A 15,588-nucleotide genomic window follows, 5' to 3' on the forward strand; every position below is an offset into this window, starting at 1 on the left:
CTAAAACTACCAAACAAAAAAATATTGCAAAATCCACTGTGGAGTGGGCATCTTGCCCGCTGAAAAACGAAGGTGGGCAAGATGTCAACCACCAAAGAATAATAATTTAATCTTGAAAAAAACTGAATAATACTTCAGCTGAATAAATTTCTGACTAACTAGATAATTTCGTCTACCTTTTTCAGGTACAGATATATGCGAAAAACTACCATTTTGACATTGACTTTCGTATTTCTGGGAATTCTACCTGTAGCAGCCCAGTTTACCACAAACAAATCACAATTAGGCCAAGTTTGGAATGATTTTCAATCATATTCCACAGATTTACAAAACTACTTTCAATACAATTTAAACGATAACTTAAAACCTGTAGAACTCCAAAGTAGGAATGCTCTAAATAATGCCAAAGGAGAATTGAATATACCAAACCCCGTGAGTGCAGGGGATAAAGTTCGCGATGATTTAATTCTCTACTCTAGATCGGATCGCTTTGAAAATAATGCAGCTGTGAGGGGAAATTTAGTTAGTAATGAACTTAATCGTGTAATTACCCGTGGAGCCGCAGCAAGTTTACTAGGGGAAAATGGACAAATTCGCTCAAAAATCAAGTTAATCGATACAGAAAGAAGTTTACAAAATATTTCCGGCTTTGCTGAAGCAGCCGAAGAACAAACCCAAAGTTTATTAAGTAAAATTCCTATCCCAGTTTTTGATGCAAGTAAACTCGATCCAGCAACAGCAATATTAGCGCAATTACTGAATGCCAATCAATCACAAAGCATTAAAATTCAACAGGAACAATCAAAAATTATCGGTGAAACATTTGCCCAGACAATACAAACTAATCAATCTTTGCAATACTCAAATTTAAATTTAGCCAACATTTCCGAACAAACAGAAGAAGCAAATCGCGCTCGCAGAGTTGAAACATCAAGCGAAGCAGCGCGACTTTTACGAGCGACTTCTCAAATAGATTTATTTGGCAGAAAAGATAATTAAGAAGAATTCAGAATTCAGAAATCAGGATTCAGAATTCAGACATTTCTGGACATTGTAGGAGTGAGTTATCAATGAATTGAATTTGAAATTTTAACTTTTGACGAAGCAGCGTCAAATTTTCAGTTTAGTCTGGTGTTTTAGTATAAAAATCATAAAAAATCGCCGTAAGCTCAAAATAATGCAACTTGCTATTCCACGAATTTTTGCCCAAGTAGGCATTGATGAAATTCTTGATAATGGTGTCGCCACTTCCCAAAGTATTGCCGAAGGTTGGGACAAACAATGGCTAGATTTATTACAAAATAACACCAATAATAACCTGTATGGAACCTTGACGAATGTAGGTATTTTCTTTGCAGTGGGAACCCTATTATTTTTTATGGTACAATTCCTCAGGGATTTATTAACTTATGAATATACTCGTCCCATATCAGCATTAATTTGGCCCTTTGTAGTAGTAATACTCTTAAATAATTCAGGCAACGGCAGTATACTTTCTAATTTGACACTGGGGGTGCGTAATTTTATAGATACTGCAAATCAGCAAGTATTGACCACAGCAGATGCAGATAAAATGTACCAACAAGCTTTGAGTATGAGTGTTGCTGAAGAGGTAGCGGGTTCTTTCCTGCGTCCTTGTCAGTCCCTAACTGGAGAACAGCAAAGTCAATGTTTTGCCAAAGCTGCGGAAAAAGTAAATATTCTCTGGCAAAAATATCGAGATTCCTACGGGAATAAAAACTGGATATCCAGACTACAAACGAAGGTAGATAATATTAGATATGGCACGGGTATTGTATCGGAAGCCGCATTTAATTCTTTATTAGGTTCTACAGTACAAACTAGCATCAAAAACTTTTTAGTTTCCTTACAATACGCCTTTCAAAATTTAATAGAAGCAACGATGTTGCTGATAGCAGCTTTAGGGCCTGTTGCTCTGGGTGCTTCTTTATTACCTGTAGTCGGTAAACCAATTTTTGCATGGCTGACTGGATTTTTATCCATTGGAATTGCCAAGATTTCATTTAATATTATTGCTGTGTTAACTTCGGCAGTTATTGTTAATGGCCCCGGTCAAGATGCTAATGTTGACCCAGACTTAATGTGGTTCATGATTTTTCTGGGAGTTCTAGCACCGATTTTATCCTTAGTTGTGGCTGCTGCTGGGGGGTTTGCAGTGTTCAGTGCTATCAATAATGCAGCTTCTTTAGTCAAGGAGAGAATATAGTTAAGAATTCAGAATTCAGAATTGAGAAGTCAGAATTTAGGAGTCAGAATAATTAAAGAATCATGATAAAAATATGACAATATATAACAATATTAAATCATTTGTTCAAAAAAATATATCGCCTATCATCATATATAACAACCAAAAATTTTTATCGCAGGAGGTGATAGCATGGTACGTTTACTAGAGAAAAGAAAAAAAACGGTCAGTGTCTTAACAATTTTTGCGATCGCCACCTTTAGTTTGCATTTATTCATCTTACTATTATTTTTATTTCAAGGCATAACTATTCGTCAACTGAGTTTGAGAAGACCTCCAAATTTCGTCCAATTAATAGATGGGAAAAAAGTAGATGAAATTGATGATTTAAAAAGAGATCCAGAAGCAATTCGTCAATTCATCAGCAAAACCATGATTGCAATGTTTAAGTGGTCAGGAACCTTACCCCCACAAAAAATTGAAGAAGTCGCAAATCCTAAAGCAGATTTGGGAATATTAGTTAGAACACCCCAAGGCGGTAGTCAAAAAATTAGTACCACTAGTTGGATAGCTAGTTTTGCTTTATCAGAAGACTTTCGCAAAGGTTTCTTAAGCACAATTGCCGAAATCACACCACCGGAAGTGTTTTCTGAAAATCCCAAACAAGGAATGACATCAGAGTTAGTAATTAAACGGATTTACCCGCCAAAAGAAATTGCCCCAGGTCAATGGCGAGTAGGTATGGTAGCTGATTTAGTTCAAAAAAATCGCGGTGATGATAGAAGAGTCATAACTCCTTTTAACAAAGATTTTCTCGTGCGTGCCACAGATTATTTTCCTAATCCCCAAATGGAAAGTAGCACTGACCTGCAAAAAGCAATTTATAGCGTCCGCGCTGATAGACTAGAGATTTATGAAATTCGAGATTTATGTTTGTTAGATAACTACAGTAACCTGAATGAAGCTCAATTAAAAGAATGCAAAATTCAACAAAAAACAGATAATTTTATCAGATAAAAATTCAGAATCCAGAATTCAGAATTCAGAATCCAGAATTCAGAATTTATAAAAGGTCTAGTATACTTAGTAGTATAGTAAAATTAAAAATTATTATAGAATCTTTGTTGAGCTTCGAGAACGAAATAGTGTACTTCACTAAATTCAAATATACTGTATATCCATTGCTAAAACCTTCTCTTGACTTCTGAATTCTGACTCCTGAATTCTGACCCCTGACTCCTGACTCCTGACACACGATAACAACAAATTATTAATGCAGATATTTAAATCAGAAAATAAAAAAAGTAACGCCTTACCACTGTTGGCAGTAGGAACATTTGGGTTACATGTATTTACCTTACTGCTATTGATATTTCACGGGTCTATGTTACAACAGTTACGTCGGCAACTCACGCCTCAAAGTTTAGTACAACTCGTTGATGGTCGCGTGATTACAGCAGACCCCCAAGAGAATTTAGAGCGACAACCAGAAACTATTCGGCGCTTTGTAGCTGAAAGTATGAATCTAATGCTTACCTGGTCGCAGCAACAACCACCAACAACAGTCTGGGAAATTAGTTCTCAATTGGTGGCTGATGATTTTAAGCAAAAAATGAAATCACAAGTAATTAACTTAAACCCAGATAGCCAATTTGAAAATGTCAATCGAGGCACTGAAAATGTATTAGTAATCCAAAAAATATCTCAACCTACAAAAATAGGTAATGGTCAATGGAAAGTCGAGATATTTGCCAATCAATTGACTTTTAGCAGTTATGATAAATTGGGAAAATCAACTTCCTTTAATAAACAAATTTTAGTTAGAGCAATAAATGAGCCAGCAACTTCACTACCAAATGCGCCGCTACCGTCGCACTTTGCGGTTTACCGCCTTGGTGAAGCCAGACTAGAAATTTATAATGTCTGTGAAATTCAAGATAAAAATTGTTCTGGAAATTCCAACTAAGCTTTACCATGACTCAATATTCAATTCCGACAGAAACCTCTCCACCAAATTTATTAACTTTAGACACCGACGATCGCCAACTAGAAATAGAATATGACGATTGGGAATCACGGATGGCTAGGTTGGTTGGTTTTGAAGAAGAACCTGCTAGCGATGCCTTTCATAGACAAGGTCTAGGCCAAACAACATTAGAAGAAGCTGCAATATCCGAACCGTCATCCGAACCAGAAGAACTTAAAACACAGCAGCCCCTCTCATCTAATCCTTTTGCCAAATTAGGTCTAGTAGGTGCAGCTACCTTAGCAGTAGTTTTGGTGGCTGGTGTGTTTTTGTCGCAATTGATGAGTGGTAGTAGTCAAAAGCCCAGAAATAATCTTGTCACTCCACCAGTGCGATCGCAACCCACAAATCAAACAACTTCTGAACAGCTGCAAAGCGAAATCGAAACTCTGAAAACAAAATTAGCCCTAACCGAACAAGCACAGTCAGTAAAAGCCGCCCAAGAAAAGCTGAGAACGCCAAAACCAACTTCCACAGTAGCCTTGGCACAACCATCAGTTTCTTCCACCAGGAGACAGCAAGTGATACCCACACCCCCACCAACAGCTTACGTTCCTCAGCCAGTGACCATTGAGCGCATCGTCAGAGTACCAGCTCCCCAACCTTTACTAACACCCCAACTACCAGTTCTCAGACCAAACACTCAACCCGTAGTTACCATTACCCCACCAGCCCCACCAAACCCATTTGATGAGTGGACAAAACTAGCAAAATTAGGTAGCTACGGCCAGGTCAATGTCACCGAACAACCAAATAACATCGCAGCTGCTCCCCAACCTACAAACGAAATGCAGCAGCCTCAGCAGCCACCCCAAGAAACACCAAACCCCAATCCCAGCGAACAACCCCCAGAACAGGGGCCTGCCGTAGTTAGCCAAGCACAACCACAAGGACAGAATACTGTAGCCATCGGTACTAGTGCCAAAGCCGTATTGGCAACGGCGATATTTGGCGAAACTACCAGAGGCGGTAATAACGGAGAACAAACAGATAAAAACGTATTTGTAGTTCGATTGAAAGAACCGCTAAAAGCCGCCAATGGAGAGGTCGCTTTACCCGCCAACACCGAATTTCTCACTGAAATTCGTTCTATTTCCGAACAAGGTCTTGTGCAGATGAACATAACCAAAGTTATCTCACAAAATGACGGTAACCTCACAGAACGAAACTTACCCAACAATTCGATTATTATTCGCGGCAACAAAGGCAGACCTTTAATAGGTAATAAATTTCCTGGTCAAAGTTCCTCTGTAGCATCAATGGATTTGGGACTATTTGTTTTAGGAGGTATTGGCAAAGCCGCAGAGTTATTAAATCGCACCGACGGCCAAGTCGTCACCATCAATGGTGGAAGTACAGTTGTGAGCAACACCAACACTGGAGAAAATATCCCAGCTGGCATCGTTGAAGGTGGTTTGAACTCCGTAGTACCGCAAATTGCCCAACGCAATCAACAGGCCATCGCCCAAATGTCACAACAAACAAACGTTTGGTTTTTGCCAGCAGGCACAAATGTTGAAATCTATGTCAACCAAGCAACCCAATTTTAAAAGATAATATCTATCCCAATTTTCGGCTCTCACTTAACACTGAATCCTGGCTTATAAGGCATAGGAATTCGCAATTTGGAATTAGGTAATAATTTAGTAATTATTTTTCTTCCCTATCTTCCAATACGGTTGGGATAAGCTTTTTAGTTCCCTGTTGTGTCTACCAATATCCCCTTGTGCAACCATGAAAAATAATACTAAGTTACCAGGAAATATCCTCAAGAATTCCTATTTCCTACCAATAGCTTCCTTAATTTTCTCGGTTACTATGCTGTTATTGGTAGGTCGTGCCGTAGCTAATAATGCCGTTCTCCGCTCCATATTTTCCTGTCAAGGACAGGGTTTAGGAGGATTGTTACCCACCCTCCATGTTTCTTATCAACAAGGAACAAACTTAAGTTTTATTCCCGCTGGGGAAGTCATTAAAAAAGTGTGGTTAAACGATCCATCGCAAGTAACTATAGATTTTGATGGCCCAGTGTGTATGCAGTTTGGTCAAAAACCAAACACCACTACCGGAGATTGTAAAAACTCAGCAGCCAACGTAATTCAACTTAGGCGAATTCCCAGATTAAATATTCCCGGACTTCCGAAAACTAGCAATACACTTTTAACAGTTGTTACTGAAAGCCAAGGTAGAAACAAACTGTATACTTTTCGAGTATTGTATGTCGAAAATGCTCCAGACTATCACACTCTAGCTATTTATCCCGATCCGCCTTCTGCTCGACAACCCTCTTGTGCAGTAGAACCACAACAATAGAGTAGACCTATGAGCAAAAGTTACTTTTGCTCATAGGGGGAAAGGGAAAAGGTTAATGGTTCGACAAGCTCACCAACCGGGAAAAGGGTTTTTATTTGCCCTTTCCCCTTTACCCCTTACCCTGTAATTTGGAATTGGTATTATATCAAATTGGCATAGGAAGTATTGTTTGAAGTTTTTGTAACAAAGGCTTTTAATCTAAAATCCCAAATCTAAAATCCAAAATTGGTATTATTGCCCCAATCAACCGTCAACTGTCAACTATCAACTCTTAACCTAAATCGTTACAAATATTCAGAAAAAAACCAACCATAAATTATAAATTCGTGCAAATATAAAGAAAATATTAAAAGTTACAAGCTCATGATCGCTCCCAAAATGATGCAACAGCTCTGGGCTGTAATCGAGTCTACCCAGGTCAACACGCTGCTCCAGTTTGATGATGCGGCATTAGTACAACTAATCCTCCAGCAGTTACAAGCTAAGCAAGGGCTTGATGCTCAAGTAGATAGCACACTCAATACTTACATAAAATCTAAACTGCCTCTAATTCGCGATACGGCTGAAGGTCGATTATCGTTAGAACAAGGCGGCAATCATTAGGACAAGAAACCAAATGATTGTTTACCCCCAAGCATACGCTCACAGTTCAAATAGTCCAACAGAATGAATCACTGGCTAATAATTGCCCTGGTAGCTTATCTCATTGGAGCGGCAATTGAAGGGGTGAGTACAGCCAGTCAGCTCTCTGATTCTGCGCCAGAACTAGTTAAAAGCACACAAACTCAGTCCTTGGAGTCTGAGAATTCGCCTAATTTAAATTGGCGAATTGTCGCTGTTATTACTTCAGTAAGTATCTGTGCAGCTTTTTTCTGGCCTTGCCGCCTGCTTCACCGTTTTATTAAAGGAAAAGTTCACTCATAAGCAAATTTTGAGATTGTAAATTTTGGTTAATTTCTCAATTGTTGCCGCATCAGTTTCGCTGTCAATAACTTATTCAAAATCACAAGTGTTATAAACTTTTGGATTAGGAATTGCTTTGTGCATCTCTATTCTGGAAATCCATCTGTAGCATTCTTTTTTCAAATTGGTATCACATCAACAGATAAAGCTTAAAAGGCTATTTATAAAGTAAAAATATTTCATAGAAGACTGTTGACAGTTGACAGTTGACGATTTACAGTCAACTGTCAACTATTTTTCCCTTATCATCGAATAATCGAGTCAACAGTGAGAAAGTATGATTTTTAACCGCATTGCTCAGAAAACGCTGATAACAGGCTTAGCGATTGGTTCCATACTGAGTTTATTTTTTAACACTCCAATTACTGCCCAAGAAATTTACATTAACGATAACTGCAAACAAAATCAGCAATTAGATGAATCTGACAGGTTTACTATTTTCTATAAATCTGAATTTAAAACCAAAGGACAAACTTATTGGTTTTACTCAGGTAGGTATCAAGATGGAAGCACTATTATTTGTATTTCACAACCAGGATTCAAACAAGCAAAACCTTTAAACATAGAAAAAATCCAATCTGGCTACATTGATAAAATTACCAAAGACCCACGCAATCAAACAGCCTTTCTTGTCACCGTCCGCGAGGGGAATGGTTCCTATGTGCCAATATTCCAATATCGGCTGAATTTGTCCACACCTTCTAAACCCCTACTAACCAAACTCAAATCTTGGACATCGGGACAGTAGTGGCGATCGCTTTGTAGTTTTTTGCAGCTAAGTTAGGACATAAACTGATGGTAAAAGCCTGACAACAAGAGACTTTCTTTCCTGTTGTCTATTGCCCATTGCCTGCTATAAAATCTCCACAAAGCTTTGCATAAAAAAATGAAGAGGCAAATCGGCTGCTTTTGACGTTTCGCCTCTCTCAATCACATTTAAGTTGAACTAATAATTAAACTTTAGAACGGTCAGTTAAAATCTCATAACCAGTTTCCGTTACCAAGACAGTATGCTCGAACTGAGCAGACAAAGCATTATCCACAGTTACAGCCGTCCAACGGTCAGATAATGTCCGTGTATGTCTAGAACCCGCATTTACAATTGGCTCAATTGCCAGCGTCATCCCCGCACGAAGTTTCACATTTGGCAATTCGCGGGTACGGAAGTTAAACACAGAAGGTTCTTCATGCAAGTTACGACCGACACCGTGTCCGGTAAATTCTTCCACGATACTAAAGCCGTTAGCTTTGACATGGTCTTCAATGGGGCCAGCTAAATCAAGCAAGTACACACCAGCCTTAACTTGTTCAATGCCCTTAAATAAAGCTTCTTCTGCAACGCGAATTAACTTAGCTGCTAATGGAGTGACCTCTCCAACAGCGATCGTAATGCAAGAATCACCATGAAAGCCTTGATAATAAGCGCCTGTATCTACTTTTAAGACATCCCCAGGACGGATTACTTTCTTGGCACTAGGAATACCATGTACTACTTCATTATTAATACTGGAGCAAATAGAACCTGGAAATCCGTGATATCCTTTGAAACTTGGTGTTGCACCCATTTCGCGGATGCGTTTTTCCGCATAAGCATCCAAGTCAGCTGTGGTCATTCCTGGTTTTACTAACTCAGAAATTTCTTTTAGCACAGTTGCTACAATTGTCGCCGATTGCCGCATGATTTCAATTTCACGCGGGGATTTAATTTCAATTCCTCGACGTTGTTTTTTTGCAGGTGCAGGCTGAGTTGGTTGAGAAAGTAAGTTACTGAAAATGTTCATGAGAGATAATAATTACTGGCGCTTTACAGCTTGGGTGTCAATGCTTTTCTAGATTAATTGAGAAATAATATCTATATCTAAATTAGCTTATTTTTAAGCACACACTCTGCTAATTAATTTCTGAATCTGGATTGGCGTTAATTGTTGCACATTAGACAAAACCATCGCAGCTCCGGCTCTTAGGAGTGTTTCACTGTATGCCTCACTCCGTGTCGCTGTTTCTTGGACGTGGGGTGGTAGAACTCCTACACCAATCCAAGTGCGAGCAGAATCTAAACTCCGTGCTTTCTCCACAGTATACATATCTGCTACGGTATCCCCCACATACACGATCGCTGATTTTTGCTCAATGCCATTTTCTATTTGACTAACTGTAGCAAAAAGTCCACTGGGGTCGGGTTTACCCGGTGCATCCTCCATCGCAATCAACACTGGAGATTGCAAACCCAAACGTTTTTCTAGGACATAGTTAGCCGAAACACGAGTAGCGCCACTGAAAAATCCCCAAGCAATCCCGGCTTGTGTAAGTTGGTCTAAGTAGCTCGGTTGTAATAATAACGGTTCATCACAGATATAACCCGTCAAATTGTTGGGGTCTGGGCCTCGATAACGCGATTGGAAAAAAGCCACTATGGCATTGTAATCTAGTTGCAATTCTTCACGGCTCTGCCCTTGAACGCTAAAGTAGCGGTAAATTAATTCTTGGGATGCTTCCCAGTCGTTATTCCATACACCTTCTGATTTTAGCTGGTCAATATCTAAGGGTGTGGGACGATATGCAGCCTTTGTGAAGTATTCTACGGTATCTGCGATCGCTCGGCGATAGGAATTACTCACATCACGCACAACACCATCAATATCGAAAACAACGGCTGCTTTCGTGGAAATTTCTTGAGTCATGGGGTAGGAAGCAAAACAGTTTTATATCATAGTAGAGCTTCCGATTACTACTCAGGTAAAAAATTGGGGTCGAGGTAATTCTTCCGGAAACCTACCAATGGCAATGTCAGCAATTAGGACAACAACATGCTGGTTCAATTCGCTGGATTGACTTGTTAGCTCGCTGTTGCCTCAAGCAACTCCAACCAATATCTCCTCATTGTTTTCGGCTGCTGAAAGATACAAATTCTTCCAATGCTCTAAGCCGTTAAGACACCATCCTTCCCAACTTTGATCTCTTACAAACAGTGCTTCAGGATCGATCTGTCCAAGGATGCTGGCTCCTTGACTGACTAGCTCACGCGATATAAGTCCCAATGACTCCTCCGGTGGTAACAGAGTAGGAGCAAGAGTTCGATCTCCGAAGATGAGTTTTTGAACAATCTCATTAGCATTACTAATCTGTCTTCTCGATAGCTCCTGCGACAAACGTTCCTGGATTTCAGCAGATGATTTTTCTAGTAATGCTGTTCTATCTTCAATTCCTGGATAAGCTTGACAAGTACGCCTTAACTCAGACTGCAATTGGGCGATTACTTGATGTGCTTCTAGCTCAGATCCAAAAGTCTGTTGGTGTGTTTCGATCGCATCTTCAAGGATTTCATTAATCTCTTCAGGCTCAATCTCAAAAAAGCGGTAAATACCGCAACCATAGGAAAAAAGAGAAACTACAAGGATGGTGAGTGCCTTTTCATGTTGAAGGCGTGCGTACAGCGTACTGCTGGGAGGAATTGCGCTATAAATTACAGAAACACCCATAAGCAAGCTTACCTCGTTATTAATGCTTCAGACTGCATCCCGATCTTAATCGCACCCTTCGATAATTATGCTAATGGGTCTAAATCTGACGAATTATCTCGACTCAGGTAAAAAATCGGGGTCGAGAACTTGCTCTGGTGTAAAGGGAGATTGTTCAGGAAAAATAGCTACAGCTAATTCAGTTTCATCAGCAGCCAACAGTCTAGCATGGTCATAACACTGCCGCAAAACTTCATCAAAATAGGGTTTCAAACTAGGACTTTCTTCTAGAGCTTCTTTAAGGCGTTTACGATGCTCCCGAATTGTTGCTCGCCAACTACCAGAACGTTTCTCGCTTTGATACTTATACTTTAATAGATGCATTAGCACCACTTCCAAATTGCTTCTGAGTGCTTTCTTTTCACTCCTACCCATTGTTTGAATTTCTTCAATTAAATTCTCTAAATCCAGTTGTGTGAAATTCTTTTGCTTGAGCAGTTCTGCCGTGGTTTGAATCCACAAGTAAAAATCTTGTTCATACAAATCTGAACCAGATGTGATTGGAGAATGGGGCAGTTGAGCAGTCATAAGCATCTGTATTTAGCGCCGACTACACTTGATGCTAGCCCATTTTCATTCATTGATTTGTCATTTGTCATTAGTTTTTCTTTGCGTCCCCCTCATCTCCCTCATCTCCCTCATCTCCCCCATCTCCCCCATCTCCCCATGCCCGATGCCCGTTCCCCATTACTATTTGGTCATTGATGGGGTATTGCGTTAGAATAAGCGATCGCTATCCTAGTTAAGTAATGCCCGGAAATCAAGGGAGGTGTGATTGACCAAGTTTATTTTGAAAATTCTGTGGTTAGACGAAAACGTCGCTCTAGCAGTCGATCAAGTTGTCGGTAAAGGCACAAGTCCTTTGACCAAATACTTTTTCTGGCCAAGAAATGATGCTTGGGAAGAGTTAAAGAAGGAACTCGAATCCAAACACTGGATTAGTGACCTCGATCGCGTTGAGTTGCTCAACAAAGCAACTGAAGTGATTAACTACTGGCAAGAAGAAGGCAGAAATCGCCCAATGGCAGAAGCTCAGTTGAAATTTCCCGAAGTTGCCTTCACCGGTAGCGCTTGATATTCCAAAATTAACAAGAATAATTCAGAATCCAGAATTCACCGAATCAGAATCAATATACTGGGGATTTAAACTTGCCACTAAGAACAAAGTTTAGATGCCTACAGTAAGCCGCCCTTCAAGCATCGACACCGGAAACTGATGCTGCTAGAGCAAGCGCTGATTGTAGATGGCCAATTTTTCTTGTTTTGTAGGGTACTAAAAAGAAGTTATTCATCCACCAGTCATATATGATTGATTCTGAATTGTGACTTCTGACTCCTGAATTCTTTCTTGTTAACCCTCGCTATTCTACAAGCTGCCAGAGTTGAATAGTCTTGTCTTTGCTGCCACTTGCAATTAGTTGTGTTACTTGGTTCACAGCAATGGCAGATATTGAGTCTGTATGACCACAAAGAGTCCCAATCTCTTGGGCTGTACTCACTGTCCAAAGTTTAACTGTTTTGTCCCAACTTGCGCTAACTAGGGTTTTGGCATCGGCAGTGAAAGCTACACTGATTACAGACCAGGAATGGCCTGAAAGTGTGGTAACTAGCTGACCAGTGTCCACTTCCCACAATTTAATAGTTTTATCATCGCTACCCGTGGCCAGAATTTTGCCATCGGGACTAAAAGCGACTGTCAAAACTGCCCATGCATGACCCGAAAGGATGCACGGGCAGTTTTGAAATTCTTTTGGGTCATTTATCTGCCACAGGCGAATTGTTCTGTCATAACTAGCGCTGGCTATCATTTTTCCTTGGGGACTGAAGGCCACTGAATTCACCTGTAATTGATGTCCAGTAAAGGTACAAATTTCGCCTCCAGTACTTACATTCCAGAGTTTGACTGTTTTATCCCAGCTACCACTAGCAAGAATCTCGCCGTCTGGACTGAAAGCAACTGATTTTACAATGTGGGAGTGTCCCAATAAAGTACAGATTTCTTTTAATGTGTTGATATCCCACAATTTGATAGTTTTATCGTCGCTAGCACTTGCCAAGATTTTGCCATTAGGACTGAAAGCAATAGACTTTACTGGTTGCAAATGTCCTGATAAGCTCGCTAAAACTTTTTTAGTCTTTAAATCCCATAATTTAATGTTTTTATCATCAGAAGTACTGGCTAAAATTTTACCTTCAGGACTGAATGCCAGAGCATTCACACTACTCAAAACAGTGGAATTTTCAATTAAAGTAGATGAGTAGAACCACTGGGGCTTTGGTAATTTCAAATCTTGGGGTTTACATTCCATACCCATTGCTTGCATGACTTCCCCAGGTGATTGAAACCGCTGACTCACAAGATTTTGTAGTAATTTATCTAGGATTTTTGCTAAACGTAAATTTTTTTCGTCTTGTTGCCAAATATCACTTTTAGTAGTCAAATAATCTCGCCAAACCCAACAATCATTGGCAACATCGAATAAATCAAAGGGAGAAATTTGGGTAAGTAGATAAATGCAAGTGACACCGAGACTATAAAGATCGCTAGCAAAAACAGCTTTTCCTTTTATTTGTTCTGGCGCAGCATATTCTGGACTACCAATATTATTTTCAGTGGTAAAGCAATCAATTTTTGTAACAATTTTGGCAGCGCTAAAATCAACTATCACCAGATTTGCTTTATCTTTAGAGTCAGAGGGGGTTCTACGGATAATATTTTCGGGTTTAATATTGCGGTGGATGATGTGGCGATCGCTAATAAACTGCAAAACTGGTAATAGTTCTTCTAAAATTTCCCAAATCTGAGTTTCATTTAAAGCCCCTTCCTCTTCAACCACCTGAGCTAAATTTTTACCTAAAATCAACTCTTGTACTAAATAAAAGTGCTGTTTGTGCTGAAAATAAGCTAATAAAGCCGGAATCTGGGGATGCTTTCCTAATTCTTCAAGTTGACGCGCTTTTTGCTCAAAACCTGTAGATGTTTCCCACTCTAGCGATAATTCTTGAACCACGCAGGGAGTTGGCGGAAACTGACCTTCATCCACAGCCAGGAAGGTTTTGCAGAATCCCCCTTTACCAATTCGGTGAATTAAACGATAACGTCCTTCTAAAAACAAAATTTTCCCACCAGTTAAGGTGTGGGCAATCTTACCCACCTAAGAAAAACATCTCCATACTTTTAACTGTTGACTTTCAACAGTTAACAGTCAACAACCACCACAAGTGGTTATACTTTTTTAGCGCCTATTAGCTTACTTCATTTATCTAAGTAAATTTAACAATATTTTTAATAAATAATGTTATTAACAATACTTTATGTATGATAATGTGTTACATTAGTATTTGATAGATGCTTTGTATCTGTATCTTGCTATTGTGGAGATTATCTGTGTAATCTGAAGTTTTACAGTGTTGACAAAAAAAATTGACAATACTTAACAATTTGCAAAGATGTGTCATTGAGATTAACTATTCCAAAGAAATTCTCTCACAATTGAGTAGAATGACAAATACAGCGACGCAACTATTTCATGAATTAGTTACCCTAGAACTGTAGACTTATGTTTTCAGTCCTGACTTATTTCAGTGTTTTGCCTCAGAGGCATACCAGTCAAAACCACACCAAATCCTTCATTCAGAGCTCCCACAAATCATAATGCCTGTGATTGAGAAAAAAAGAACTCGCGATCTGCCCCAAATTAACGAAAGAATTCGCTTCCCGAAAATTCGGGTCATTGACACTGATGGCGGTCAATTGGGGATTATGCCCCCCCAAGAAGCACTACAACTAGCAGAGGAAAAAGAACTAGATTTAGTGCTACTAAGTGACAAAGCTGACCCGCCAGTTTGTCGGATTATGGACTACGGGAAATACAAGTTTGAACAGGAGAAAAAGGCGCGGGAAGCCCGTAAAAAACAGCACACGGCTGATGTCAAAGAAGTTAAAATGCGCTACAAAATAGAAGAACACGACTACAACGTCCGTGTCAAGCAAGCAGAGCGCTTTTTAAAAGATGGTGATAAAGTCAAAGCGACTGTGATGTTTCGGGGTCGAGAAATTCAACACAGTGACCTCGCTGAAGATTTACTCAAACGCATGGCAACGGACTTAGAGCCGTTTGGTGAAGTCCAGCAAGCGCCCAAAAAAGAAGGGCGAAACATGATGATGCTTCTCTCACCCAAAAAATAATCTTCTAATTTTTTAATAAATAAGCGAACAAAATCCCTTGGTTAGAAGCCAGGGGATTTTTTCATTTTGGGCATTGGGCATTGGGCATTGGGCATTGGGCATTGGGCATTGGGCATTGGGCATTGGTTCGCTTTGTGCATTTTCAACTCGGAATTTGGTTTTGGGAAAAGGTGAGCCAGCGCGGTCTTGGGGGTTTCCCCCATGAGCGACTGGCGAACCCCGAAGGGGTTAAAGGGTAAAGGGTAAAGGTTTTTTCTTTCCCCTTTCCCCTTCCCCTTTTCCCGTTAACCGACAAGTATTGCATTAGGCATTAGGCATTGGTAATTTTTTGCCTATGAAATCCCAATTTTCAGTAATAAATTTATCTCAAATG

The 15,588-nt window shown here is 39.7% G+C and carries 16 protein-coding genes; 11 read left to right on the plus strand and 5 right to left on the minus strand.

Features of this window, described 5'->3' with window-relative positions; all coding sequences use genetic code 11:
• The first annotated feature begins 195 nt into the window (after positions 1 to 195).
• From VF06_RS11490 to VF06_RS11530, 9 genes are all read left to right on the plus strand, one after another.
• Entirely contained in the window at positions 196 to 999 is an 804-nt protein-coding gene (locus tag VF06_RS11490; RefSeq protein ID WP_099069465.1) for a hypothetical protein, read from the plus strand.
• A 178-nt stretch (positions 1,000 to 1,177) separates the two neighbouring features.
• Entirely contained in the window at positions 1,178 to 2,227 is a 1,050-nt protein-coding gene (locus VF06_RS11495) for a hypothetical protein (RefSeq protein ID WP_099069466.1), read from the plus strand.
• Between the two features lie 171 nt (positions 2,228 to 2,398).
• The gene (locus VF06_RS11500) at positions 2,399 to 3,223 is read left to right on the plus strand and encodes a hypothetical protein (protein ID WP_099069467.1); all 825 of its coding nucleotides are present in this window, start codon (positions 2,399 to 2,401) and stop codon (positions 3,221 to 3,223) included.
• A gap of 256 nt (positions 3,224 to 3,479) precedes the next feature.
• On the plus strand, positions 3,480 to 4,172 hold the full coding sequence (locus VF06_RS11505; RefSeq protein WP_099069468.1) for a hypothetical protein: 693 nt from the start codon (positions 3,480 to 3,482) through the stop codon (positions 4,170 to 4,172).
• An 8-nt stretch (positions 4,173 to 4,180) separates the two neighbouring features.
• The gene (locus tag VF06_RS11510) at positions 4,181 to 5,782 is read left to right on the plus strand and encodes a TrbI/VirB10 family protein (protein WP_099069469.1); all 1,602 of its coding nucleotides are present in this window, start codon (positions 4,181 to 4,183) and stop codon (positions 5,780 to 5,782) included.
• Positions 5,783 to 5,966: 184 nt separating this feature from the next.
• Complete coding sequence (locus VF06_RS11515) at positions 5,967 to 6,545, plus strand: hypothetical protein (protein WP_099069470.1); 579 nt, start codon at positions 5,967 to 5,969, stop codon at positions 6,543 to 6,545.
• A gap of 363 nt (positions 6,546 to 6,908) precedes the next feature.
• Positions 6,909 to 7,148: a hypothetical protein gene (locus VF06_RS11520; protein WP_099069471.1), complete on the plus strand. Its 240-nt coding sequence runs from the start codon at positions 6,909 to 6,911 to the stop codon at positions 7,146 to 7,148.
• A gap of 63 nt (positions 7,149 to 7,211) precedes the next feature.
• Positions 7,212 to 7,469: a hypothetical protein gene (locus VF06_RS11525; RefSeq protein WP_099069472.1), complete on the plus strand. Its 258-nt coding sequence runs from the start codon at positions 7,212 to 7,214 to the stop codon at positions 7,467 to 7,469.
• Positions 7,470 to 7,785: 316 nt separating this feature from the next.
• A complete protein-coding gene (locus VF06_RS11530) occupies positions 7,786 to 8,256 on the plus strand; it encodes a hypothetical protein (protein ID WP_244917959.1) in 471 nt (156 codons plus the stop codon).
• A gap of 205 nt (positions 8,257 to 8,461) precedes the next feature.
• On the opposite strand, the gene map is transcribed toward VF06_RS11530, so the two are convergent.
• From map to VF06_RS11550, 4 genes are all read right to left on the minus strand, one after another.
• Positions 8,462 to 9,289: a type I methionyl aminopeptidase gene (gene map, locus VF06_RS11535; RefSeq protein WP_099069473.1), complete on the minus strand. Its 828-nt coding sequence runs from the start codon at positions 9,287 to 9,289 to the stop codon at positions 8,462 to 8,464.
• 93 nt (positions 9,290 to 9,382) lie between these two features.
• Positions 9,383 to 10,189: a TIGR01548 family HAD-type hydrolase gene (locus VF06_RS11540; protein WP_099069474.1), complete on the minus strand. Its 807-nt coding sequence runs from the start codon at positions 10,187 to 10,189 to the stop codon at positions 9,383 to 9,385.
• Between the two features lie 171 nt (positions 10,190 to 10,360).
• Positions 10,361 to 10,987 (minus strand): hypothetical protein, encoded by a 627-nt coding sequence (locus VF06_RS11545; protein WP_099069475.1) that lies wholly within the window; start codon positions 10,985 to 10,987, stop codon positions 10,361 to 10,363.
• A gap of 93 nt (positions 10,988 to 11,080) precedes the next feature.
• A complete protein-coding gene (locus VF06_RS11550; RefSeq protein ID WP_099069476.1) occupies positions 11,081 to 11,554 on the minus strand; it encodes a DUF29 domain-containing protein in 474 nt (157 codons plus the stop codon).
• Between the two features lie 247 nt (positions 11,555 to 11,801).
• Between VF06_RS11550 and VF06_RS11555 the strand changes: the two genes are divergently transcribed.
• Positions 11,802 to 12,101 (plus strand): 30S ribosomal protein PSRP-3, encoded by a 300-nt coding sequence (locus tag VF06_RS11555; RefSeq protein WP_045870192.1) that lies wholly within the window; start codon positions 11,802 to 11,804, stop codon positions 12,099 to 12,101.
• Positions 12,102 to 12,387: 286 nt separating this feature from the next.
• On the opposite strand, the gene VF06_RS11560 is transcribed toward VF06_RS11555, so the two are convergent.
• Complete coding sequence (locus tag VF06_RS11560) at positions 12,388 to 14,181, minus strand: serine/threonine-protein kinase (protein ID WP_244917958.1); 1,794 nt, start codon at positions 14,179 to 14,181, stop codon at positions 12,388 to 12,390.
• A 500-nt stretch (positions 14,182 to 14,681) separates the two neighbouring features.
• Here VF06_RS11560 and infC point away from each other — a divergent pair, with 500 nt between their 5' ends.
• On the plus strand, positions 14,682 to 15,215 hold the full coding sequence (gene infC, locus VF06_RS11565) for a translation initiation factor IF-3 (protein WP_099069477.1): 534 nt from the start codon (positions 14,682 to 14,684) through the stop codon (positions 15,213 to 15,215).
• Positions 15,216 to 15,588: the final 373 nt, after the last annotated feature.

The sequence above is a fragment of the Nostoc linckia z4 genome, from assembly GCF_002608075.1.
Classification (GTDB): Bacteria; Cyanobacteriota; Cyanobacteriia; order Cyanobacteriales; family Nostocaceae; genus Nostoc; species Nostoc linckia.